Origin of the sequence: Methanomicrobium sp. W14 (assembly GCF_017875315.1) — an archaeon.
Lineage (GTDB): Archaea > Halobacteriota > Methanomicrobia > Methanomicrobiales > Methanomicrobiaceae > Methanomicrobium.
Genome location: NZ_JAGGMM010000003.1, coordinates 353,368 through 374,143 on the forward strand (window position 1 = coordinate 353,368; position 20,776 = coordinate 374,143).

Here is a 20,776-nt window from a genome sequence, read left to right on the forward strand (position 1 = left end):
TTTGAATATATAACATGATGAACATTGTAGATATATAAAATAAAAAATATTATCCTAACTGTACCGAGGTATATTTTTTCCTAAAGAAAACAAAAAAATGACCTTATCTAAAAATTTACACCTGATGACAGCTTTTCTCCTTGCAATCATACTCACAGGTTTAATCTCGTTAGTCCTGGGGATTATCTGCGATAACATCCCAATGCACTACCTGTCTTTCGAAGAGAAAAACGGATTATATATTACGGGAGAGGGGCACGACCTTGAAAATGTCTGGCACGATATAGAAATCAGGTCGAAATTATCATGAGATACGCAATATTTTTCCCGGTTTTCAATGGAAATGCCGTAAAACTATCAGATCAGCTCGTCTTATCTCTCCTTTTACTCCAAAAAAGACTACGGCCCTTACGAATACAAAGTATCATGCCATAAAAACTCAGAATCAGAAAAAGGGATTGTCAACGTAGATTTTCAAAAACTTAACAGTCATGATTATATGACAATCAGGAAATCTTATACAATGCCTGAAAAATACCTTGAAAACATTGACGACTTAAATTTCACCGGAACACATTTTGAAAACCAGACAATAAAAATTGAATCGGACAGCGTCACATGAGAAACGACATTGTCTGACGAAAGCGACAGGATCTTCGTCCTTGACAACAAGGGCCTGAAAAGTGTGGAAAATGTTACTTTCAGCGGCTCTGAGAACACCGTTTATTACGCTGAATCTTTCATAATGAACTGCTTTGACGAGGGCAGTAATTCAGTGTGCTCTTCTTCAGAATGTATACGGATTTTTTTCCCTGACAACAATACAAAGAAGTACTCCTCAAATTGAAACTTCCCTGATTTCCGGCATTAAAGGGGCACCGGTTAAGTCAGGCCACCTGAACATTTTTTAGATCTGCACCGGAATTAGAGGTTATGAGACGGGGGATAATAAGTATACTTTCGGGTTGCTTCATCGCCCTCAGTGATCAAAGCCAGATTTTAAACCCTGAACAGAAAGAAGAAGTCAGGTCAGTCGTACTTGATGGTATTCAGGTCGTATCAGATGAAGAGGCAGGGGCCCTGGCAGGTCTCCCGGCATCTGCCACGGCGAAATTACCGGTATCAATGCAAAAGTCAAGAATCCGGGGGATAAATACGGCACTATGGGTTGTAACTGCTCTCATCGGGGCAGGTCTTTTGTTCACGCTCTTTCTTCCCGGCGGAAGGATGAAAAAAGCAGGCTCTTAAGAACTGCATTGCAGAATGGAACTGTAAATATACCTGAAACAGTCAGGTTTCATATTTTTCCTGCCATAGTTGACAGGACAAGCCCGCAACCGGCCTCTTTTACTTCAACAAACTTTGAAAGGGCGGCCTTTGCTTTAAAATCAGTGCAGTGGCAGGGATAAATAAAACTTATACCTGCATTTCCAAGGAATTTTCCTGTTTCATAAAGCCTTTCCTTTTCAGCTTCAAGGAGGTGAAATCCGCCTATAACACAGAAGTAGTCGTCCCTCCCGGAGACTTTTCCTGCCTGCTTTAATATTGAGCAGATTCCCTTATGCGAACAGCCTGTTATGACGCAAAGACCATTCTTTCCCGAAAAAACAAGAGCGGAATCATCAGGCTGAAAATCTGGCAGAACTTCACCCGAATCTGCCACGGATACACCAGCTGAATGCGGCTCTTCGAATTCGCAGCTTTCACGAATCTCACCGAGAAAGACCAGGTTTTCAGTTATCCTGACCGGATTTCGCGAAAGTTTTAATTCACAAAAAGCTTTGGCGTCCTCTTTTTTCAGGGGGGAACCTATTTCTCCGAAACCTTCCTCGTATATACTCCTGAAAACAAGCGGGTGCGCAACAAGGACAGGTCTCTTATGAGAAAAACCGTTTATTTCAGCCTCTTCAAACATTTTTTTCAGGAATTCAAGGCCTCCGGTATGGTCGCAGTGACCGTGCGACAGGACGATGAAATCAAGTGAGAGAAGGTCAATACCAAGTTTTTCAGCATTTTTTATGAAAACATCCGAATAACCGGCGTCAAAAAGTATCTTCTTCCCGCAGTCCTCAATATAAAAAGAAAGTGCAGGCTCACCTGTCAGGTAAACATCAGTCAGGGTGCTGTTGTCACATAAAAAAGTAAGTTTCATTGCTGAAAATCTAAACTAAAAAAAAATTGAAATTTTCAGTTTGACAGAACGCCGGCTCCTGTTGTGTTTGACCGGGTTTCGTTTGAAAGCCTCTCACGAAGCGCTCCTGTAGCATAAATAGACTGAATTATAGCCTTCATATCCCGGGAATATTTTCTGTCCCCGGTATTCAGCTCAAGATTGAGAAGAGGAAGGGCAGGTTCCCCGATTTTTATGAGCGCTATTGACGAAATTTCTTTTGATTCATTGTTTCCTGTTTTCGCCTCTTCAATCAGTGCAGGAACTGCAGTCGTCCCAAGGCCTGCAAGTGTGTTTCCGGCCCAGTCACGCACAGTCTCATTATCTGATGAAAGAAGGTCAATCAGGGGATCAACAGAAGGCTCGCCTATGTTGATAAGGGCAACCGCCGCCCAGGCGGAAGCCACCGGATCGCCTTCTGAAAATACTTTTGTAAGCGGTATTACAGCAGGTTCACCTAATTTTGTCAGGTTTTCGGATGCAGTCTTCTTTGTCAGATTGTCTGAAGAGAACAGTGCACTTATATTTTCGGAAACAGCCTTGTTTCCTCCTGTATTTACATTCATACAGCCGCTGAGACAGGCAAAAAGGGCCAGCATGACTATACAGGCCGCCGGAAATAACCTGAAATTCATAACTATTTCTATTGATTTTTTTGAACTAAATAACCAGTGGTCACACAAAAAGCCTGCAAATATGACTGTAAAAAAGCAGAATTTTGGAATTCGCATCTTTCCGAAGGACAGAACGGAAAACTGCCAAATGCACCCTTACAACTTACCCGGGCAAACCTGACAGCAGACACTTGATTTTGAAATTCAATTCCTCCCTGTTTATATGCAATGACTGCGGAAATAAAAATCAGGAGATTCCTGACAAATGAATGAAGAACTTTATGAATGCCCTAAATGCGGCAAAAAAGCACTTTACGCTGAATACCCTGATGAATATGAGGTCTGGCTTAAATGCAGGGAATGCGACTATTTCAGGGGTATGAGCAAAGCCGAATGGCACAAGCTTAAAAACAGCCCAAATCTTGAAAAAAAGCTGCTTAAAAATTACCTTGAGGAAACCAAAGAGGAGAAGTCCGGGGAAAAAGAAACAGGACATGTCTGCAGGGGCTGCAAAAAATCGTTTGAACGAAAAGACATGGGACCATTCGGTTTTTTTTGTAAAAAATGCTGGTACAAGTTCCTCATCGTGGTTTTCGTGATAATGGTTGTAATATCATACATGGTCTGGATGATGTTTATATAAATAGGCAAAAGAAAACGAAATAAAATAATTTAGAAAATTTTTTTAAAAAAAAGTCTCTGGATTACAGGTATCAACGCTACCTTAATCTTTTATTTATATACAACCGTATAACCACAGGGTTGTATGAAAAAACCGTTGTAATAGTGAATATTAATATAAATACAGGATAAATGTGAACAGAAAGAACACCTGAAATTTGCAGCATGTGTTCATACCCCTGCAGACTCAGGGACTTTTAAATTAAGTATTGAATATTTCAGAACGGAATAGTTGGTTATGGATTACAGTGCTGTATCAGTTGCCGGAAAAAGAGTTTACAACGAGGACTCGTATTTAACAGCATGTGTCGGCAGAGGTCTTTTTCTGGCGGTCGCAGACGGTCTGGGAGGGCATGCTGCCGGCGAAGTAGCCTCGGGTATAGCCGTTTCAACTATAAAAAAAGTCTTTTCCGAAGGGTACTTTAAAGGAATGGACGTCGGCGAAAAGAAAGAGCTTTTAATTTTTGCGTTTAAAGAAGCTAATTCAGAGATAATTAAAAACGCAAAAGGCCCCAGACTTGGTATGGGAACGACTCTTGTTGCAGCCTTCGTGGAAAACGGGTGCGTGGTTGCCGCAAATACAGGCGATTCAAGATTATACCACTATGACGGAAGCCTCAGGCAGGTCTCGGTCGATCACTCGCTTGTCCAGGATCTTGTCAAAAAAGGGCTTATTGACCCGAAATATGCAAGATTTCACCCAATGAAGCATATCATAAACCATTCCCTCGGAGGCGATTTTACAGTTGATACTTATACCTTCAGCACAAAACCCGGAGAGGTTATACTCCTTTCAAGCGACGGCCTGCATGATTATATAGAAACCGAAAACATTGAAGATATAATGCATGAAAAAAACGCCAACAGCATTGCCAAAGGCCTCGTAAAAACTTCGCTGGAAACTTCAGAGGACAATATAACGGCCGTTGTAATGATCGTCTGAAAATCCAAAATCCATAAACGGCATAATATATACAATTAATAGTTTACCCGGCCTGAAAAGAGGGAGGCAGATGAAATGAGTGATGAATTAAACGAAAATACAATTGCAATCTCAAACGATCCCGATTTCTACAAAGATCTTTCGGAATACCTAAACGTACTCTCAAATCCTACAAGACTTAAAATTCTCAAACTGATTGAGCACCAGCCTAAAGAAGTCAGGGAAATTGCAAAAGAAATAGACACAAGCTATGAAAACACGAAAAAACACCTGGACAAGCTTCTTAACACCGGTGTCATAAAAAAAGAGGCCGGCATGGGAAGGCAGACATCCAAGGGATCTCTTCCGGTATGGAAATACTCCCTTATACCCGGAGGTATGGAGGGCATAATCAGAAACTTAAGCATATTCAGCAACATCGACATCAGGATAGGCGAAGAGGAACTGAACTCGAAACTGAAGTCCGTAAGAAGCATGCTTGAAAACGAGAACAAAACCAGAACACCTGTCCTTATAATCCTCGGCGGAGACGACGACGGCAAAGCATGGCCGCTTGAGGAGAGTGAAGTAAAAATAGGCCGTGAAGACCAGTCTGCATCAGACATAGAAAAAGACGGATCTGTTGTTCTTTCACCTTCATATGAGGCCGTAACAAGGGTTACGAAACCGCACGGCAGGTTTATAAAAAGAGGCGACGACTGGTACTTCGAGGACTGCAGAAGCACAGGCGGAAGTTACATCAACAACAAAAAAATACAGGCAAACAGGCAGACACCTATAAAAGACGGAGATATGCTTGATCTTGCAAGGGGCGCAAAGGGTGCAAGGCTGATATTCAATCTGGGCTGAAAAATATTCATACAATAGTTTCATAAACATTTTCTGCATTCGCGATAAACAGATATCTGATCAGACCTTAAAATACAGCAACAGACCGGTAGGGCAAAATAATACGGTCATGCGGTGCGGAACAACAAAAAAAGCTTTTAAAACGGAAATTTTGTATGAACGGAAGAAGAATACCGGCTGGAACCTGCAGTTTTAAAGGTTCACAAGCACGCAAAACCCTGTTTATTCTTCTTGCGCTGTTTATGCTTTTTATTCTTTTCACACCAGCCTCATCAGGCGAGATACGAATAGGTCAGACAGTCTATCCGTCAATTTCTGATGCCATTTCATCAGCTGAATCTGGTTCCACTATAATCGTCAGCAGCGGCGAATATACCGGGAATTTCGTCATCGACAAGCCCGTCCAGCTTATAGGCGTCGATTCTGGTGACGGAAAACCGCAGATAATAACCGTGGACGGCGAAACAGGGATTACAATAAACGCAGACAATGTCGTAATTGAAGGTTTCACCATAACAGGCGACTCGGAATGCGCAGTCCTGATAAATTCCGACAATAATATAATTGCCGACAACGAGATACTCAAAACGCCCGTAGGAATTACACTTTTCTCCTCTGCCGGGACATCAATATCTGGGAACACAATTAAAAACCATAGGATAGGGCTTTTTATTGACGATTCGGCAGAATGCGACGTTTATCTCAACAACTTTGAGAATACAATAAACGCAAAGTCACTGTCACGCTCAATAATGTGGTCTACCGCAAGTATGCAGTACATATTTGGGGGACAGAATTTCACCTCTTCTCTCGGCAATTACTGGAACGACTACTATGGCAGCGATAACGACAATAACGGTATAGGTGATACTTCTTACAGCCTTTACAATACCTTGGAATCCGGAATATTCAGCACGCAGAACCAGCTTTTCATGAACAACCTCAACCTCCAGAATCTTGCTACCGGAGGGAGCGGATACTGGCAGAACCTCTTTTACACATCAAACTATGTCTCAGACGACTATCCCCTTATAGATCATACCGACATGTATACTCTTGTTGCCCCGGCAGGAACAGAATCAGGAGATAATACAGGTACTGCCGAACAAAGCCCGCAACCCGGCCAGCCCACAGAGGGTTCTCCGGCATACCAGCATCCACAGGGTTCCCAGCCCCCTGAAAACAACGAATGGTGGCATCAGCAGTCTCCTTTTGGAATTGTTATACTGATGCTCCTGATAGCAGGAGTCGCGGCAGGTCTTATAGCTCTTTCAGGAGGTGCCGGGTCGCTTACGACAGTAAAAAACAAAAGGATATCTGAAATTTTATTCTTTGAAGCAGGATATTTTGCCCTATCAGCTGCGCTATTATACACGATAATATCCTACACTTCAAGGATTGTATACGGACTAATCGATTTCGGATATGTCCAGATTATATTCATTCTCATGACAGCATATATCATAGCGGCCTCGGGCATTATCGGAGCCGGGCTTATAAGATCAAAGCTGCCCTTACTTTTATGCAGGATACAACCTGTTTTTGCAGGCCTTACAACCGTAATGTTCTTTGTTTCTGTATACACATCGCCTGTTGACCTCGGTCCAATCTCTTCGGTCGCCTACCCTGCCGCCCTGCTTCTATCGGCGCTTTTACCCGCCGTATTCACCCGTCTTTTCAGGAATAACAGGAAGATCTGGATTAAGGAGGAGGAAGACAACAATTCAAGAACGATGGTTATGCCATATGACCAGGATTCAACCGTCGTCTTCCCTGACGAGGAGTCCATTATGAAGACCGGGCTTGGCAGCTCATATTTCCCGGACACCCTGAACGAAAAATACAAGGACGTGAAGTTTATAGGCAAGGGGGGAATTGCAAGGGTTTTCAGGGCTAAAAGAAGGTCTGATGACAGCGTAGTTGCGGTAAAAGTGCCGATAAACTTTGATGAGACAACAGGCAGACTCTTCATGAAGGAAATGAGAATCTGGGAAGGACTCAACCACCCGAATATCGTGAGGCTCTACTCGGTAAATATACTTCCCGTTCCTTTTGTAGAAATGGAGTATGTCCCAAGGGCAATAGCAGACCTTGATATGCCGCTTTCGCAGAAGGAGGCTTTTGATATCATATACGGCGTTGCACAGGGCCTATCATATGCCCACAAAAGACATATCATCCACCGGGACATAAAGCCCCAGAATATACTCATTTCAGATGATGACACCCCAAAAATTACAGACTGGGGTCTCGGAAAAATTATGGGGGACGGTAACGAGACCACAACAATAGGTTTCTCTTTAAACTATGCCGCGCCTGAACAGATAGCGCCAAAAAAATTTGGCAGGCCGGATGAAAGAACGGACATATACCAGATGGGAATTCTCTTCTACGAAATGCTTGTCGGGATGAGACCTTTCTTTGGAATTGGCGTTGCCGACATGAGCGACGAGATACTCCACAGGACACCCCTGAAGCCCTCGGAAAACAGGCCTGAAGACATCATATTTGATAAAATTATAATGAAGATGATATCCAAAAAACCTGATGACCGCTACAATACGGTCGACGAGATAATAGGCGAATTTGACAAAATTAAAAGTCATAACCGCGGCTTTGATATCGAATCTGACAGTGACTCATAAAAATAATGACATACGGGTGGCATTTATTGTGTTATTAAATATTGCAGAATATACTATTGTTAACCACAATGCATGTATAACCTTCTGGTTATACGACTGAATGACTTCTATTTTATCCATTTATATCAGGCAAGAATAACCTATTACCAAGGATGGTAAGAAGGCACAATACCCCTTCAATGCTCCATCTGAAAAAGGGCAATATGCCGGCAGACTTCTGCCGTATATCCCCCTCTGAGGGCATGTCTAAAAAAAACTATTCATGTCCCCGTTCAAGTTTAGTGAAAACCGGAGGTGATGCACAGGCATTGATTCCAGAAACATCATTAAACAGAAGTATTGCAATTGATTCGACAGACCAAATCAGGTAGGATCACAATCCAAAATCACCAGATAAATAAGAAAACCAAATTAGCCAGAAACATAACAACCGCCCCATAAGCGGGATAATCTCTGCAAAAAACCCATATAATCACTCGACTCCAGACCTAAATAATCCTGATAATAATTCAGGGAATATCCTTGGTTTTTTGCAGAGACTAAATATTTGTCCATCAATCTTAACATTAAAAATTAACTTTTTTTTGTTTTCACATCATCAAAGTTTTATTTCCGCATTTTTCCAAAAACAGGATTCACATGAAAATATTTACCAAAAATACGGCCTAAAGGGCAGCTTTTTTTTGAAAATGAATCTTTTTTGAAGGTAAATACATATAACTTTCGGATTAAACGTGATAATCCAATGCATTTAAACCATTTATATCTGCCCTGTACCAACTTATGATATAACAGGCAGAATACCATACAAAAAAAAGAATCAAAAACAGTCCTTGGAAAAAAAGGTTTTAATTTTAATGATTCTTACGGCCTGAAAGGGAGAGATATGAATGATGCAAAAAGAAGCAAAAATAGCACTGGGAATTCATTTGACACTCATTGTGATATTCGGTGTCCTTATTTCGGCACTGGCATAACCAAAAGATATTTTTCAGCCCTTTTTCTACGGGCAACAAATCCTCAGCATTTTTTGGGAAAAGGTATAATTTCCTTGGATTTAACCTTCCGGTTAAATGGACTAATCAGGTACATTAAAACCATTTAAGTTGTTCACTGAAAAAAAGTACCGGTTAAACAGTAAAACAATATCATCAAAAACCAAAAGCCGGCGTGAAAAAACAATGTGCATTATAAATATTATAAAAACAGGGCTTCTGCTGCTTTTAATATCAGAAACAGCATTTATTTCAGGATGTACTGACAATGCACAGAACTCTGCGGCAGACAAACAGGTGACAACTTTGACTTCTGCCACTCCTGCAGAAACTTCCCTGAATACGGAATATGAACTGAATTTTATGAAGGATATATTAAGAGAGATGGAAAATCAGGGCAAAAATGTCTCCGCACCTCTTGAGACATACAGGACTGCAAGGGACCAGGCAAGGACAAACGATGACGAAGGATTTGAACAGTCTCTTACTCTCTTCTACAGGCAGTGCAACATGATAATGGTGGAAGTTTATAGTTCGAATAAAACAGAGACAAAAGTCAGCTTCTACTCTTAAGCGAAAATAGTATTGAAAATAACTAGGAATAGACGGGTATTAATTTTAAATCAGCCGTTTTTTATTTATTGAAAGAAAAAACGTTCTGAAAAAATTATTTTTTCTTTTCAGTCAGGTAAGAATAAGCCGAAAGAGCAGCCTTTGCACCTTCTCCAGAGGCAATTATGACCTGCTTTCCTTCGACATCGGTTACATCCCCTGCAGCAAATACCCCCGGTTTACCGGTTCTGCCGTTTTTATCGGTAATTATTTCTCCTTTCTCGTTTAAGTCCACAAAACCGTCCAAAAAGGACGTGTTCGGGTCGTGCCCTATTGCGAGAAATATTCCCGAGACATCAATTTTTTTCTCATTTCCTGTATCTTTTTCGCGTATTTTTATTGAGTCAAGCCTTTTGTCTCCCAAAAGAGCAGAGATTTCATAGTTTGTAAAAGTCTCGATGTTCTCTTTGGCTTTAAACTGCTTCATGTAGGCCTCATCGGCCTTTATCCTGCTTCTCACGATAAGATATACCTTTTTTGCAACACTGCTCATCTCAATTGCTGTCGTCACCGCATAGTTTCCGCCACCTACTATCGCGATATCCTTTCCCTTAAACAAAGGCCCGTCGCATGTCGAACAGACGCTTATACCGCGGCCTATAAATTTGTCCTCGTTTTCAACTCCAAGCCACCTTGGTTTGACGCCTGTTGTTATAATCAGGCTTTTACCCTTAAACACCTGCCCCGAGACGGTCTTTATTTCAAAGAGAGAATTTTTTTCGGAAACTTCAGATACACTGTCAGGCTCAACACGGATATTTTCCGATTTTATCTGGTTCTCAAACTTCTGCATCAGCTCTCCTCCGGTTATTATGCGAAACCCCATGTAATTCTCAATTGACCATGATTCAAGGGCCTGACCTCCGATATTTTCCGTTATAATCATGCAGGAAAGCATTTTTCTTGAAGAGTACATTGCCGCGGTAAGCCCGGCAGGGCCTCCACCGAGAACCAGCACGTCATATATTTCAGGCGCCTCCTCTTCTCCGAAAAGCTCGTTGAGGCGCTTCGTATCGAATCCTATAATAACCTCATCGCCGACCACAGTTACAGGGACTGCATACTGGCCTGTCAGGTCAACCATCTCTTTTGCGGCGTTTACGTCTTCACCGACGTCTATATTTGTATATGAAACATGGTGCCTGTCAAGATATGCCTTCAAAAGACGGCAATACTGGCACATTTTTGTGGAATACACTTTCACTTCAGCCATAACCGGAGATATAAAGTTCAATAATATTTAAATGTCGCTCAATGGGCGAAAAAAATGATTTTAATTATATAATTTCCTTAAACATCCTCTTGGGCACACCGCATATCGGGCACTTCTCAGGAGCACTGTCAAACTCGATGTTGCCGCATACAGGACACAGGAATATCACTTTTATAGAGAGGTCTTTGCCTTTTGAGACTGCTTCAAGAGCCTGGCTGTACTTTTTGGCATGAACCTCCTCAGCCTTCATCGCGTGTGTGAACACTGCTTTTGCATCAGATTTGTCCTTTTCTTCCTCTGCCATTTTAATAAATGACGGGTACATACTTTCGTATTCCTCGGTCTCGCCTGAGACAGCACCCTTAAGGTTCTCCTCTGTAGTTCCGACCATATTCATGGCAAACAAAAGTCTCTTTGCATGTATCGCCTCTGCTTCTGAAGCCGCCTTGAATAGTTTTGCAACATTCGGGAAACCGTCTGCCGCAGCTTTATCCGAAAAATTGCTGTACTTGCGGTTAGCCTGTGATTCGCCTGCAAAGGCTGCTTTTGCATTATCCATCGTAGACATATTTAACTCACCTTTTTTGTATCACTGAAAAGTAATGCCCTTATGGTATAAATGATTTCTCAAGGTTTAAGGCAAAAAAAGGCAGCATTATAAACTTCAGCGCTTCCAGCACTGAAATTTATTAACCTGAGCTTTTAACTTTTTTATTATGCAGTCAGCCCTCAGGCCTTTTTTTCAGGACATAATTTATTGCTACAGTTTTCCGGGTGTATCAGTCCTCAATGGTTGAAAGGTCCCCCGGGTCAGCACCCGTCTCGACCGCCCTTAAAACACGCCTCATTATTTTGCCGCTTCTGGTCTTTGGAAGCGACTGCACGAACTTTATCTCGGAAGGCATGGAAATAGGCCCCAGAGTCATCCTTACATGATACTTAAGTTCGTTTTCAAGCTTTTCGGAAGCCTCAAAACCCTCCTTCAGTATCACGTAGGCTTTTATGACATTGCCTTTCAGGGAGTCAGGGACTCCTATTACAGCCGCCTCTGCGACAGCCTCATTCTCCACGAGTGCGGACTCAACCTCGGCAGAGCCTATATTGTGCCCTGACATGATGATGATGTCATCCGACCGCCCTGTTATCATTATATACCCGTCCTTGTCCTTTACCGCCATATCTCCTGTCGTATAGCACCCGGGAACATCGTTCCAGTATTTTTCATACCTTGACCTGTCGTTCCACACACCTCTCATCATTGACGGCCACGGACTTCTTATAACAAGCTTTCCGCTTATCCCCGGCTCAAGGGATTTCCCGTCTTTGTCGACGACGTCCGCAATAATCCCGGGAACGGGTCTTCCTGCAAATCCGGGCTTCATAGGGTCTCCGGGTATAGTCGTTATCATGTGCATTCCGGTCTCGGTCTGCCACCATGTATCGACTATGGGAAGTTTTCCCTTCCCGATTACCCTATAGAACCATTCGAAGGCTTCCGGGTTTAAAGGCTCCCCTACCGACCCGAGAATTCTCAGACTTTCAAGATTATACCTGTTAGGCCATTCCTCACCGTATTTCATAAACATCCTGATAGCCGTGGGTGCAGTGTACATTATGGTGACACCGAAATCCTCGACAATTTCCCACCATACGCCGAGGTCAGGATAATCTGGGGTGGTTTCAGAGAACATAACAGTCGCACCGGCGGCAAGCGGCCCGTAAACGACATAACTGTGACCTGTGATCCACCCCGGGTCTGCCGTGCACCAGTACACATCGGAATCTTTTATGTCGAATATGTACCTGCAGGTATAGTACGTGCCGACCATATATCCTCCGCAGGTGTGCAGGATACCTTTAGGTTTTCCTGTAGTTCCGCTTGTATAGAGGATAAACAGCGGGTCTTCCGCATCCATCTCCTCGGGTTCACAGATATTGCTCTCGTCTTTTATGAGGTCGTAGTAGTCAATTTCCATCTCTGCATAAAGCTCGATTTCAGGCTGTGTCCTTCGAAATACAACTACCCGCTCAACTGAAGGTGCATTAACTATCGCATCGTCTACCAGTGACTTCAGGTCTATTCTCTTTCCGCGTCTTATGCTGACGTCAGCTGTTATAACAATTTTTGCCTGGGAGTCCAGAATTCTCTGGTGCAAAGACTCGGACCCGAAACCTGCGTAGACTATCGTATGAACTGCACCGATTCTTGCACATGCAAGAATCGCTACTATGTGCTCCGGGACAAACGGCATATAAAAGCAGACCCGGTCTCCCTTCCTGACACCAAGATTTTTCAGCCCGTTCGCAAACCTCATGACTTCACGGTGCAGCTGGCGGTAGGTGTAAAGTCTTTCGCAGCCGTCATCGCCTTTCCAGATCAAAGCGACTTTGTTTTTTTTGCTGCTGTTGACATGCCTGTCCAGGCAGTTTTTCGTGATGTTTAATTTTGCGCCCGAAAACCACCTGGAATCAGGATAGTCCCATTCAAGGACTTTGTCCCATTTTTTGTCCCATTCAAGTTCAGAAGCTATATTCTCCCAAAATTTTTCCGGATCTTTTACGGACTCACGGTAAACTGCCTCGTAGTCTCCCATCCACCTGAAATCACGGCAGGAGGAGTGCGGGACATAAACTGTAGTCCCCATTTTTACTTCATCTTCTGTCATATATTTTCCACAACCTCAGGGGTATTTTACATTATTAATCATTATTAATTATATATCTTACGGTCGAATGTACGATCGTCAATAAACGAAAGATACTCTAATCCGATTTGTTGAAACAATTACCGGACTTAAATCGCCATTCCTATAAATTATCAGGAATATAACTGGATTTATTCAACTGCTAAAGGAACAAGAAAATTTTTATGAAGAGAATAAGGGATACCAGAACAGAGGACAGGCCGCGTGAGAAAATATCAAGGCTTGGTGCAGAAAATCTTAAAAACCGTGAACTCATCGCCGCTATAATAGGCAGGGGAATACGGGGAAGGGATGTCGGCACAATATCATCAGACATCGAAAAAATTCTTGATAAAAACGAGGGACACCCGGAAATGTCCGATCTGATGAGTATAGACGGAATAGGACTCTGCGGGGCGTCTCAGATAATCGCTGCATTCGAACTTTCCAGAAGATACCGTGAAGACGAAACTAAAAAGGTCACCTGCCCTGAAGATGTGCTGCCTCTCGTCGATTACATAAGAAACAAGACTCAGGAATATTTCATATGCATAACCCTGAACGGCGCAGGGGAGGTGATAAAAAGCAGGGTTGTAACGATTGGTCTTTTGAACCAGAGCCCGGTGCACCCGAGGGAAGTTTTCTCAGATGCGATAACCGACAGGTGTGCGTCCGTAATATTTGTGCATAACCACCCTTCCGGCAACCCTGAGCCTTCAGTCCAGGACAAAGACATCACAGACAGGCTGTGCACTGCCGGAGAGATTCTTGGAATAGAAGTCCTTGACCACCTGATTGTATCAAAAAAAGATTATACCAGTTTTAAACAGAGGGGCCTTCTCTAAAAACTTCTCATAAAAAACAGAGAATAACAAAAGAAGGCCATTCAGTGTTTTTTCAGGCGGCTTATAAATTCATATCCAATTTACTCTTTTGAGAACCTTTTTTTGCCGGAGATTATCCCACTGCACATCTCAAAAGACTTTTTGTATGCAGTTTCAAGGATTTCAGGTCTGTTTTCAATGTCTTTTATATTGTCCATATCGTTCTGCAAAACTTCCCCGTAAAGGGGGGCATCTATGATATCGCAGAAGGAATTCATGGAAAGTTTTACCCCGTCAAAATCATTGGGGATTTTCATGCCTCCTATTGAGATAAGAAGGGTTTTCCTCCATGTTTTCTGCTCTTTTGTAATCAAAGGTTTGTGGCGCATATATTTCGCCGCAAAAAAAACCTGAAATCTGTCCATAAATGACTTAAGGGCCCCGGGAATACCCATTGTCATCACGGGAGTTGCGACAATAAAACCGTCTGCCATCCTAAATCTCTGTATAAAGGGTGTAAAATCATCGTTTATCATGCACCCTTCATTCTGATCGCAGTAGAAATACTCCATGCACGGCGAAAACTTAAGAGATGTAACATCAACCTTCGAAACGTTACAGCCGGCGTCCTCTGCACCTTTCACGGCCCTTTCAAGAATCTTAGAGGTGTTACCGTCAGGAACAGGGCTTCCCATGAGTGCTATTATCTGGTACGACATAACTGAAAATGAATTAACGACCTCAACAAACTTAAAATTTACCGGGAGATTCTTCATGCACCGTCACACATAAATCAGCATTAAAGGCTTAAAAGTTTAAAAAAGGCAGTAATCAAAAGAAATATATAGATTCAGCCATAATGAAGGGTTAAGGTGAAATCAATGAGTGAAGCACCAAAGAGAGTGAAAGCCGGCGATAAAGTCGGCAAAGGCAGGTACGTGTGCGTAGACTGTGGACTTGAGTTTGAAATAAACGATTCCCAGCAGGATTTGAGGAAATGTCCTGCCTGCGCATGCGAAATGTACGACTGTTTCCCCGTCACTCATATCAGAGACGACATAAAAACACCTGATGATGTAAAAAATCCTCCAAAAAGAAAATAAAAAAATCCGGTTTAACCGGTTTTTAAAGCATTATATTAATCCGGATTCTACAGATAAAACCTTCTGGTGAAGATTTTGCGCAACATTCCCGGAATGTTTGAAATGATTCTGATGATAAAGGCTTTATCAGGCAGAGTAGGTGTTAAAAGAAATGGTTAACGTAAAAGAAGAAGGCGAAATCTACGTATGCGAGATTTGCGGAAACGTTGTTGAAGTAAAAGAGGCCGGCGGCGGCGAACTTGTCTGCTGCGGGGAGCCTATGAAGCTTCAGAAGAAGTGATTATTATGTGTGGCGAAATGGACAAACTTGGAAAAAACATAGGAAAAGTGCCTGAAATATTCAAGGATCTTGAGAAAACTGATCCGGCACTGCATGAAAAGATTCTTGCTTTTGACAACCTTGTCTGGAGTGACGGTGCACTGTCACGCCAGCAGAAAAAGATTATAGCAATTGCAATCGCGGCATCACTGCGTGACGAACACGCCGTCCATGCACAGATAGCAGGAGCAAAAAATCTCGGGATAAAAAAGGAAGAGATAGAAGAAGGCCTGAGGGTGGCGTTTCTCCTTGCGGGAATGCCGGCTTACGTCTACGGAAAAACACAACTTGAAGAAGCGTACAGATAAAAACCAAACAAGGGGGTAATAAAAAAATGAGCACAGAAAATGACAACTGCGAATGCGAGGAATGTATTTCAATGCCTGTACTGGGTGAGCCTGCACCTGATTTTGAGGCAGTAACAACCCAGGGGCCGATAAAGCTTTCAGACTTCAAAGGAAAATGGGTCGTTCTGTTCTCGCATCCTGCCGATTTCACTCCGGTATGCACAACAGAGTTTATGGCATTCGCAAAAATATACGACGAACTCCAGAAAATGAACACCCAGCTCATAGGGCTTTCCATAGACAGTGTTCATTCCCACCTTGCATGGATCAAAAACATAAAGGAGAAAATGGGTGTAGAAATTCCGTTCCCGGTAATTGCCGACCTCAACATGAATGTCGCAAAACTCTATGGAATGATACAGAAGGGCATGGGAACAACCTCTGCCGTGCGTGCCGTTTTCTTTATCGATCCTGAAGGTAAAATGAGGGCGATGATATACTACCCGCAGTCAAACGGCAGGTATATTCCTGAGGTCATAAGAATTATCAAAGCCTTCCAGACAAGCGATGAATATGGTGTTGCAACGCCTGCAAACTGGCAGCCGGGCGACAAGGTTATCGTCCCGCCGCCTGCGACGCAGAAAGAAGTAGAGAAGAGGCCTACCGAAGGCTACGAATGTAAAGAGTGGTACCTCTGCTTTAAAGGCGTCTGAACCGGATAAAAACCAAATTTTACCTTTTTTGCCTGCATTGCCGGTTTTCTGCTGCTTATACATAGCGTAAAACCGGTCCGGGTCGTTATTGCCCTGTATTTTACCGGGATTAATCAGATCCAAGGGTGCATTTTTCGATAAAGGGCAAATCAGGGCTTTTTAATGGAATTATTTATATCGGTGCTCCACAAATAGCAATAAGTAATGTCAATCTCCGTAATTGGTTTTGCAACAGGACCGAGAAGGCACGGCAATTCCGAAGACCTTCTGGATATACTGTTTAACTGTCTTAAAAGAGAAAAAGACGTAAACGCAGAGAAAATTGTGCTCTCCGACTACGACTTAAACCCGTGCAGAGGCTGCAATGCATGCGAAAAAAAGGGTGTCTGCGTAATAAATGATGATATGGCAGGTCTTCTTGAAAAGATTAAGGAAGCGGACATCATTGTGTTCTCCTCGCCGATATTCTGCATGAGCATATGTTCCCAGGCAAAAGCATTCGTCGACAGGACGCAGGTTTTCAGATCAATAAAATATGTCCTGAAACAGGAGGTCGTCCCGAAAGAGAGAAAAGACAAAAGAATCGGCGTATTTCTTTCTGTCGCCGGGCAGAACTGGGGCTATGTCTTTGACTCCGCAATACCTGTAATGAAATGCTTTTTCCATGTATGCGATGTGAAGGACAGCAATATAGAATACCTCATGATCAACGGCGTTGACAAAAAAGGCGAGCTGAAAAAGAAGGATAACGTCGAAAGCCTTGCTGAAGAGCTTTCCTTAAGGATTACTAAGAAAATGAGAGTAATGAAGGGTGAAGAGTGATGGTAAAGGTAACTGCAATTGCGGGAAGCCCCAAAAGATACGGAAATACCGAAAAACTCCTGGACAGTTTTCTAAAGGGAGCGGAAAATGCCGGGGGCGAGGTCGAGAAAATCAAGCTCAAGGAGATAAAATACGACAGCTGCCAGGGTTGCAACGCCTGCCATAATACCGGAGTATGTATAATCAAAGACGACCTCACCGACGTCTTTAAAAAAATAATGGATGATACCGATATACTCGTTCTGGCATCACCGATATACTCCATGTCGATAACGGCCGAAATGAAGGGCTTAATTGACAGGGGCCAGTTTTTATGGGCGCAGAGATTTGTAAAGAAAAACCTTCATTTTGACAGCGCCCACCTCGACACGCACCCAGGAGTATTTGTTTCAACCGCAGGCCAGGACATAAAAAACGTCTTTGATGCGGCTTATCCTGTTATTACAGCATTTTTCAACGACTCGGGCTTCAAGTACTCAAAGAATATAACAATAAGCGGAATGGACAAGTCGGGAGGTATCGGTGGAAGACCAGATGCCCTTGAAGAGGCAGAAAAGGAAGGAGAAAGAATAGTCTTACAGCTTTCAAAAATCCTGGAAGATAAAGCAGATTAAACTAAAAAATAAAAAACAGGTAATATTACATATAATCTGTTCTATTTTTCAAATGCCTGCAAATCCCGAAAGCTATGTATCCGCTATAAAAGATTTGACTAAATCACATTTTTAAGAGATCCATACCCCCTATTTTCTAAACCATGAAGAAAATCCTGTACATCCTGCCGGGGAATATTATCTAAAACCGGCTGTTTCCGAAAAGACTTCCGACAGAAAACAAAATAATCACAAAAGTAGAAAGAAGGACTATGAAAATAAAAAACGGAGTGGTGCCGGTTGTCTTTGTAGTCATACTGATATCCCTGGGCATGGCTGCACCTGTACTTGCATCTGACGAAACGGTTACTGTTGCCGGTGTTATATCCAAAATCACGCCTTCTGACAACACAATCGTTATTCAGGCCAAAAAGGCCTGGAACGGCGAATCATGGACAGGAGCATCCGTAACAATTAAGGAAGAGTCCCTAAAAGGGACTTTTAACGACAGTGCTGCGTTTTCAGAGCTTTCGGTTTCAGACCCTGTTCAGGCTACTTACATAAAGACTTCAGACCCCAATACGGTTAACTGGCTCTGCATAGGAAAAACACAGACCAGTTACCCTACAGGGAAATACCTTTCAGATGCATTCGGTGACCCGAAGTACATAATATCCCCGTTCTTCAACAACTTCAAACTTACATACGCGACATACCCAAACTGCAGTGACTGCTCAGGGTCAGTATGCAGCGCCAGTTACGCCAACCTGAGAGTATCGCAGGGGTGGGAAAGCAAAAACTACGCATACGAGTATACCATAAAAAAAGGTGAAAGACACGTATTTACAAGTCCTGAAGGGTGCGAATCCGAACTTTCTGTAACTTTTGCAGGCGGAGAGGCAACATCGGATAAGTGTTACATCACATCTGAAGAGGGCAAACCGGTATCCGACTTCAAAATAAGCGTTGTACAAAAGGGAACTGTTTCTGACATGACCCCCGCACCTGTTGTAACCATGACACAAACCGAAACGCAGACGGCTACGCCCGAAGAAACGCAGTCCCCCGGATTTTTTGCACTGACTGCGCTTTTTGGAATTGCCATTGTAGCCGCATGCATACTATCGGGTAAAAAAGACTGAAAAACAAAATATCCGCAAAAAAATATTTTTTTATTTCAACCAACAATCATTGCTTTTTCTTATTTCATTCCCCGTAAATGCTTTCTTTTGGCTTTAAATTTTTTGGAAGTTCATGCAACCCGCTCTCCTCAAGTGATCTCCCTTTTGTTTCAATCCCCAGGACCGAAGTCACCGCAAGGCCCACAAAACACCCGCCCGCAATAAACATTAGTGTAACCGGTGTTCCAAGGATGCCCTGAAAAACAGGAAGCAGAAATATCCCGAAAGCCGCACCGGCCTTTCCCATAGCAGCCGCAAACCCGTGTGCAGTTGCCCTGACCGAGGTCGGAAAAATTTCTGCAGGTACAATGAAAGTCGTCGCATTCGGACCCATATTCATGAACACATTGAATATGATAAACCCCGCAAAAGCAAGAGACAGATAAGAATTCTCCAGGGCAACGAAAGAGAGCACTAAAAGACCTGCTATCATCCCGGCAAAACCTAAAGTCTGAAGTTTCATCCTCCCAAGCCTTTCCACAAGGAGGATATTGAGAACAAACCCTATCACAAGGAAGATGTCAAGAAACGCGGTGTACTTCGTTTCATAGAAGTCCGATGCTATCGTGCCGAGACCTGAAATCCCGGTCCCTGCCATTACACCAATTAAAATAGGAGTGAATATCCCGACGCCGTATGTCGCAATGTCCATGCCAAACCACGGCACTGAAGCAAGAACAGTCTTTTTCAGGTACCCGGGCCTGAAAAGAATACCAAAACCGGGACTTTTCTTTTTCTTTCTCTCATTAATGCATTCCTCTTCACACTCTGCAAAGAACTCAGCCTTTTCTTCATCAATATGAGTCAGGCTTCCGACTACAGCCGCAGCATCCTTTGGTCTTCCGTGTTCAATGTACCAGCGCGGGCTTTCCGGAACTTTCATACGGAATATAAGTTATAAGGACGGCCGGAATACACCCTGCTATGAGCATAAGGCGCCAGGACACCGGTTCCGGGTACGCCCACAATATAAGAAGACCGCATCCTGCGGCTGCAAACATTCCAACGGCCTGAAAGGAGAAAGCACCTATAAGCATTCTTCCTCTGTTCCCGGCAGGCATAAACTCCGAGACATAACTTGCGCATATGGGATAGTCCGCACCGATTCCTATGCCTAAGAGAAAACGAAAGAGAATAAGCGAATATATATCCCATGCAAAGGTGGTCATCAGGGAAAAAACAAGGAATAATATCAGATCAACTATGTATATCGCTTTTCTGCCAAGTTTATCGGAAATCTTGCCGCCGGCGGCGGCACCTATTATGGAGCCGATTACAGCCGCAGAACCGATGAGACCTGTCATCACAGAACCAGGCTCAAACTGCGCAATTATAAGAGGAAGGGCTATCGATATGATAAATAGATCAAAACCGTCAAGAAAAATCCCCATAGAGGAAAGGAACCATATTTTCCAGTGCATAGGAGACATCTCTGATTCATCAAGTTTTCTGTGGAGATAACGGCAGTTGTCAGTGTACTTTTGCTGTGAAGTAAAGTTTTCCATAAGGCATCTCTCACTTTGGATTC

The 20,776-nt window shown here is 43.0% G+C and carries 24 protein-coding genes; 16 read left to right on the top strand and 8 right to left on the bottom strand.

The annotated features are described in order from the left end of the window. Positions 1-124 precede the first annotated feature (124 nt). From J2128_RS10980 to J2128_RS10990, 3 genes are all read left to right on the top strand, one after another. Positions 125-310, top strand: coding sequence for a hypothetical protein (locus J2128_RS10980; protein ID WP_209691478.1), 186 nt, complete (start codon positions 125-127; stop codon positions 308-310). A 321-nt stretch (positions 311-631) separates the two neighbouring features. After that, positions 632-847 (top strand): hypothetical protein, encoded by a 216-nt coding sequence (locus tag J2128_RS10985; RefSeq protein ID WP_209691479.1) that lies wholly within the window; start codon positions 632-634, stop codon positions 845-847. A gap of 86 nt (positions 848-933) precedes the next feature. After that, the gene (locus J2128_RS10990; RefSeq protein WP_209691480.1) at positions 934-1,248 is read left to right on the top strand and encodes a hypothetical protein; all 315 of its coding nucleotides are present in this window, start codon (positions 934-936) and stop codon (positions 1,246-1,248) included. Positions 1,249-1,297: 49 nt separating this feature from the next. On the opposite strand, the gene J2128_RS10995 is transcribed toward J2128_RS10990, so the two are convergent. Then, on the bottom strand, positions 1,298-2,152 hold the full coding sequence (locus J2128_RS10995; RefSeq protein WP_209691481.1) for an MBL fold metallo-hydrolase: 855 nt from the start codon (positions 2,150-2,152) through the stop codon (positions 1,298-1,300). Between the two features lie 35 nt (positions 2,153-2,187). Continuing rightward, positions 2,188-2,769 carry a HEAT repeat domain-containing protein gene (locus tag J2128_RS11000; RefSeq protein WP_209691482.1) on the bottom strand — a complete coding sequence of 194 codons (582 nt, stop codon included), beginning with the start codon at positions 2,767-2,769 and terminating at the stop codon, positions 2,188-2,190. Positions 2,770-3,049: 280 nt separating this feature from the next. Between J2128_RS11000 and J2128_RS11005 the strand changes: the two genes are divergently transcribed. The 5 genes from J2128_RS11005 to J2128_RS11025 all read left to right on the top strand — a co-directional run bounded on the left by J2128_RS11005 (position 3,050) and on the right by J2128_RS11025 (position 9,470). Beyond that, a complete protein-coding gene (locus tag J2128_RS11005) occupies positions 3,050-3,427 on the top strand; it encodes a hypothetical protein (RefSeq protein ID WP_209691483.1) in 378 nt (125 codons plus the stop codon). A gap of 276 nt (positions 3,428-3,703) precedes the next feature. Then, entirely contained in the window at positions 3,704-4,408 is a 705-nt protein-coding gene (locus J2128_RS11010) for a PP2C family serine/threonine-protein phosphatase (RefSeq protein WP_209691484.1), read from the top strand. Positions 4,409-4,483: 75 nt separating this feature from the next. Continuing rightward, complete coding sequence (locus tag J2128_RS11015) at positions 4,484-5,257, top strand: FHA domain-containing protein (RefSeq protein WP_209691485.1); 774 nt, start codon at positions 4,484-4,486, stop codon at positions 5,255-5,257. Between the two features lie 155 nt (positions 5,258-5,412). Continuing rightward, entirely contained in the window at positions 5,413-7,902 is a 2,490-nt protein-coding gene (locus tag J2128_RS11020) for a protein kinase (RefSeq protein WP_209691486.1), read from the top strand. 1,181 nt (positions 7,903-9,083) lie between these two features. Beyond that, complete coding sequence (locus tag J2128_RS11025) at positions 9,084-9,470, top strand: hypothetical protein (protein WP_209691487.1); 387 nt, start codon at positions 9,084-9,086, stop codon at positions 9,468-9,470. Positions 9,471-9,564: 94 nt separating this feature from the next. On the opposite strand, the gene J2128_RS11030 is transcribed toward J2128_RS11025, so the two are convergent. The 3 genes from J2128_RS11030 to acs form a co-directional block, all read right to left on the bottom strand. Then, complete coding sequence (locus tag J2128_RS11030; protein WP_209691488.1) at positions 9,565-10,722, bottom strand: FAD-dependent oxidoreductase; 1,158 nt, start codon at positions 10,720-10,722, stop codon at positions 9,565-9,567. A 64-nt stretch (positions 10,723-10,786) separates the two neighbouring features. Further along, positions 10,787-11,290: a rubrerythrin family protein gene (locus J2128_RS11035; protein WP_209691489.1), complete on the bottom strand. Its 504-nt coding sequence runs from the start codon at positions 11,288-11,290 to the stop codon at positions 10,787-10,789. Positions 11,291-11,501: 211 nt separating this feature from the next. Continuing rightward, positions 11,502-13,388 (bottom strand): acetate--CoA ligase, encoded by a 1,887-nt coding sequence (gene acs / locus J2128_RS11040; protein WP_209691490.1) that lies wholly within the window; start codon positions 13,386-13,388, stop codon positions 11,502-11,504. 203 nt (positions 13,389-13,591) lie between these two features. Between acs and radC the strand changes: the two genes are divergently transcribed. Beyond that, entirely contained in the window at positions 13,592-14,251 is a 660-nt protein-coding gene (gene radC, locus J2128_RS11045; RefSeq protein ID WP_209691491.1) for a DNA repair protein RadC, read from the top strand. 80 nt (positions 14,252-14,331) lie between these two features. Here the strand turns inward: radC and J2128_RS11050 are convergent, their stop codons facing one another. Continuing rightward, entirely contained in the window at positions 14,332-15,006 is a 675-nt protein-coding gene (locus J2128_RS11050; protein ID WP_245323685.1) for a flavodoxin family protein, read from the bottom strand. A gap of 105 nt (positions 15,007-15,111) precedes the next feature. On the opposite strand from J2128_RS11050, the gene J2128_RS11055 reads away from it, so the two are divergent. From J2128_RS11055 to J2128_RS11085, 7 genes are all read left to right on the top strand, one after another. Continuing rightward, positions 15,112-15,333, top strand: coding sequence for a hypothetical protein (locus J2128_RS11055; protein WP_209691492.1), 222 nt, complete (start codon positions 15,112-15,114; stop codon positions 15,331-15,333). 151 nt (positions 15,334-15,484) lie between these two features. Continuing rightward, positions 15,485-15,613 carry a desulfoferrodoxin FeS4 iron-binding domain-containing protein gene (locus J2128_RS11060; protein WP_209691493.1) on the top strand — a complete coding sequence of 43 codons (129 nt, stop codon included), beginning with the start codon at positions 15,485-15,487 and terminating at the stop codon, positions 15,611-15,613. A 5-nt stretch (positions 15,614-15,618) separates the two neighbouring features. Further along, complete coding sequence (locus J2128_RS11065; RefSeq protein ID WP_209691494.1) at positions 15,619-15,960, top strand: carboxymuconolactone decarboxylase family protein; 342 nt, start codon at positions 15,619-15,621, stop codon at positions 15,958-15,960. A gap of 26 nt (positions 15,961-15,986) precedes the next feature. Then, a complete protein-coding gene (locus tag J2128_RS11070) occupies positions 15,987-16,652 on the top strand; it encodes a peroxiredoxin (RefSeq protein ID WP_209691495.1) in 666 nt (221 codons plus the stop codon). Positions 16,653-16,856: 204 nt separating this feature from the next. Beyond that, positions 16,857-17,474, top strand: coding sequence for a flavodoxin family protein (locus J2128_RS11075; RefSeq protein ID WP_209691496.1), 618 nt, complete (start codon positions 16,857-16,859; stop codon positions 17,472-17,474). Beyond that, on the top strand, positions 17,474-18,088 hold the full coding sequence (locus J2128_RS11080; RefSeq protein WP_209691497.1) for a flavodoxin family protein: 615 nt from the start codon (positions 17,474-17,476) through the stop codon (positions 18,086-18,088). Before J2128_RS11075 ends, J2128_RS11080 begins: the two co-directional genes overlap by 1 nt. Positions 18,089-18,339: 251 nt before the next feature. Beyond that, positions 18,340-19,209: a hypothetical protein gene (locus J2128_RS11085; RefSeq protein ID WP_209691498.1), complete on the top strand. Its 870-nt coding sequence runs from the start codon at positions 18,340-18,342 to the stop codon at positions 19,207-19,209. 64 nt (positions 19,210-19,273) lie between these two features. Here J2128_RS11085 and J2128_RS11090 read toward each other — a convergent pair whose 3' ends face one another. Together J2128_RS11090 and J2128_RS11095 are read right to left on the bottom strand one after the other, a co-directional pair. Further along, positions 19,274-20,131, bottom strand: coding sequence for an MFS transporter (locus tag J2128_RS11090; RefSeq protein WP_209691499.1), 858 nt, complete (start codon positions 20,129-20,131; stop codon positions 19,274-19,276). Continuing rightward, a complete protein-coding gene (locus J2128_RS11095; protein WP_209691500.1) occupies positions 20,097-20,753 on the bottom strand; it encodes an MFS transporter in 657 nt (218 codons plus the stop codon). The genes J2128_RS11090 and J2128_RS11095 overlap by 35 nt, the downstream gene beginning before the upstream one ends. Positions 20,754-20,776: the final 23 nt, after the last annotated feature.

Coding starts and splice junctions, on each gene's coding strand:
- acs (WP_209691490.1), bottom strand. CDS start 13,388: ATGACAGAAGATGAAGTAAAAATGGGGACTACAGTTTATGTCCCGCAC.
- J2128_RS11060 (WP_209691493.1), top strand. CDS start 15,485: ATGGTTAACGTAAAAGAAGAAGGCGAAATCTACGTATGCGAGATTTGC.
- J2128_RS11055 (WP_209691492.1), top strand. CDS start 15,112: ATGAGTGAAGCACCAAAGAGAGTGAAAGCCGGCGATAAAGTCGGCAAA.
- J2128_RS11005 (WP_209691483.1), top strand. CDS start 3,050: ATGAATGAAGAACTTTATGAATGCCCTAAATGCGGCAAAAAAGCACTT.
- J2128_RS11080 (WP_209691497.1), top strand. CDS start 17,474: ATGGTAAAGGTAACTGCAATTGCGGGAAGCCCCAAAAGATACGGAAAT.
- radC (WP_209691491.1), top strand. CDS start 13,592: ATGAAGAGAATAAGGGATACCAGAACAGAGGACAGGCCGCGTGAGAAA.
- J2128_RS11070 (WP_209691495.1), top strand. CDS start 15,987: ATGAGCACAGAAAATGACAACTGCGAATGCGAGGAATGTATTTCAATG.
- J2128_RS10995 (WP_209691481.1), bottom strand. CDS start 2,152: ATGAAACTTACTTTTTTATGTGACAACAGCACCCTGACTGATGTTTAC.
- J2128_RS11000 (WP_209691482.1), bottom strand. CDS start 2,769: ATGCTGGCCCTTTTTGCCTGTCTCAGCGGCTGTATGAATGTAAATACA.
- J2128_RS11015 (WP_209691485.1), top strand. CDS start 4,484: ATGAGTGATGAATTAAACGAAAATACAATTGCAATCTCAAACGATCCC.
- J2128_RS10980 (WP_209691478.1), top strand. CDS start 125: ATGACAGCTTTTCTCCTTGCAATCATACTCACAGGTTTAATCTCGTTA.
- J2128_RS11010 (WP_209691484.1), top strand. CDS start 3,704: ATGGATTACAGTGCTGTATCAGTTGCCGGAAAAAGAGTTTACAACGAG.
- J2128_RS11035 (WP_209691489.1), bottom strand. CDS start 11,290: ATGTCTACGATGGATAATGCAAAAGCAGCCTTTGCAGGCGAATCACAG.
- J2128_RS11020 (WP_209691486.1), top strand. CDS start 5,413: ATGAACGGAAGAAGAATACCGGCTGGAACCTGCAGTTTTAAAGGTTCA.
- J2128_RS11050 (WP_245323685.1), bottom strand. CDS start 15,006: ATGAAGAATCTCCCGGTAAATTTTAAGTTTGTTGAGGTCGTTAATTCA.
- J2128_RS11025 (WP_209691487.1), top strand. CDS start 9,084: ATGTGCATTATAAATATTATAAAAACAGGGCTTCTGCTGCTTTTAATA.
- J2128_RS11065 (WP_209691494.1), top strand. CDS start 15,619: ATGTGTGGCGAAATGGACAAACTTGGAAAAAACATAGGAAAAGTGCCT.
- J2128_RS11075 (WP_209691496.1), top strand. CDS start 16,857: ATGTCAATCTCCGTAATTGGTTTTGCAACAGGACCGAGAAGGCACGGC.
- J2128_RS11090 (WP_209691499.1), bottom strand. CDS start 20,131: ATGAAAGTTCCGGAAAGCCCGCGCTGGTACATTGAACACGGAAGACCA.
- J2128_RS11030 (WP_209691488.1), bottom strand. CDS start 10,722: ATGGCTGAAGTGAAAGTGTATTCCACAAAAATGTGCCAGTATTGCCGT.
- J2128_RS11095 (WP_209691500.1), bottom strand. CDS start 20,753: ATGGAAAACTTTACTTCACAGCAAAAGTACACTGACAACTGCCGTTAT.
- J2128_RS10990 (WP_209691480.1), top strand. CDS start 934: ATGAGACGGGGGATAATAAGTATACTTTCGGGTTGCTTCATCGCCCTC.
- J2128_RS11085 (WP_209691498.1), top strand. CDS start 18,340: ATGAAAATAAAAAACGGAGTGGTGCCGGTTGTCTTTGTAGTCATACTG.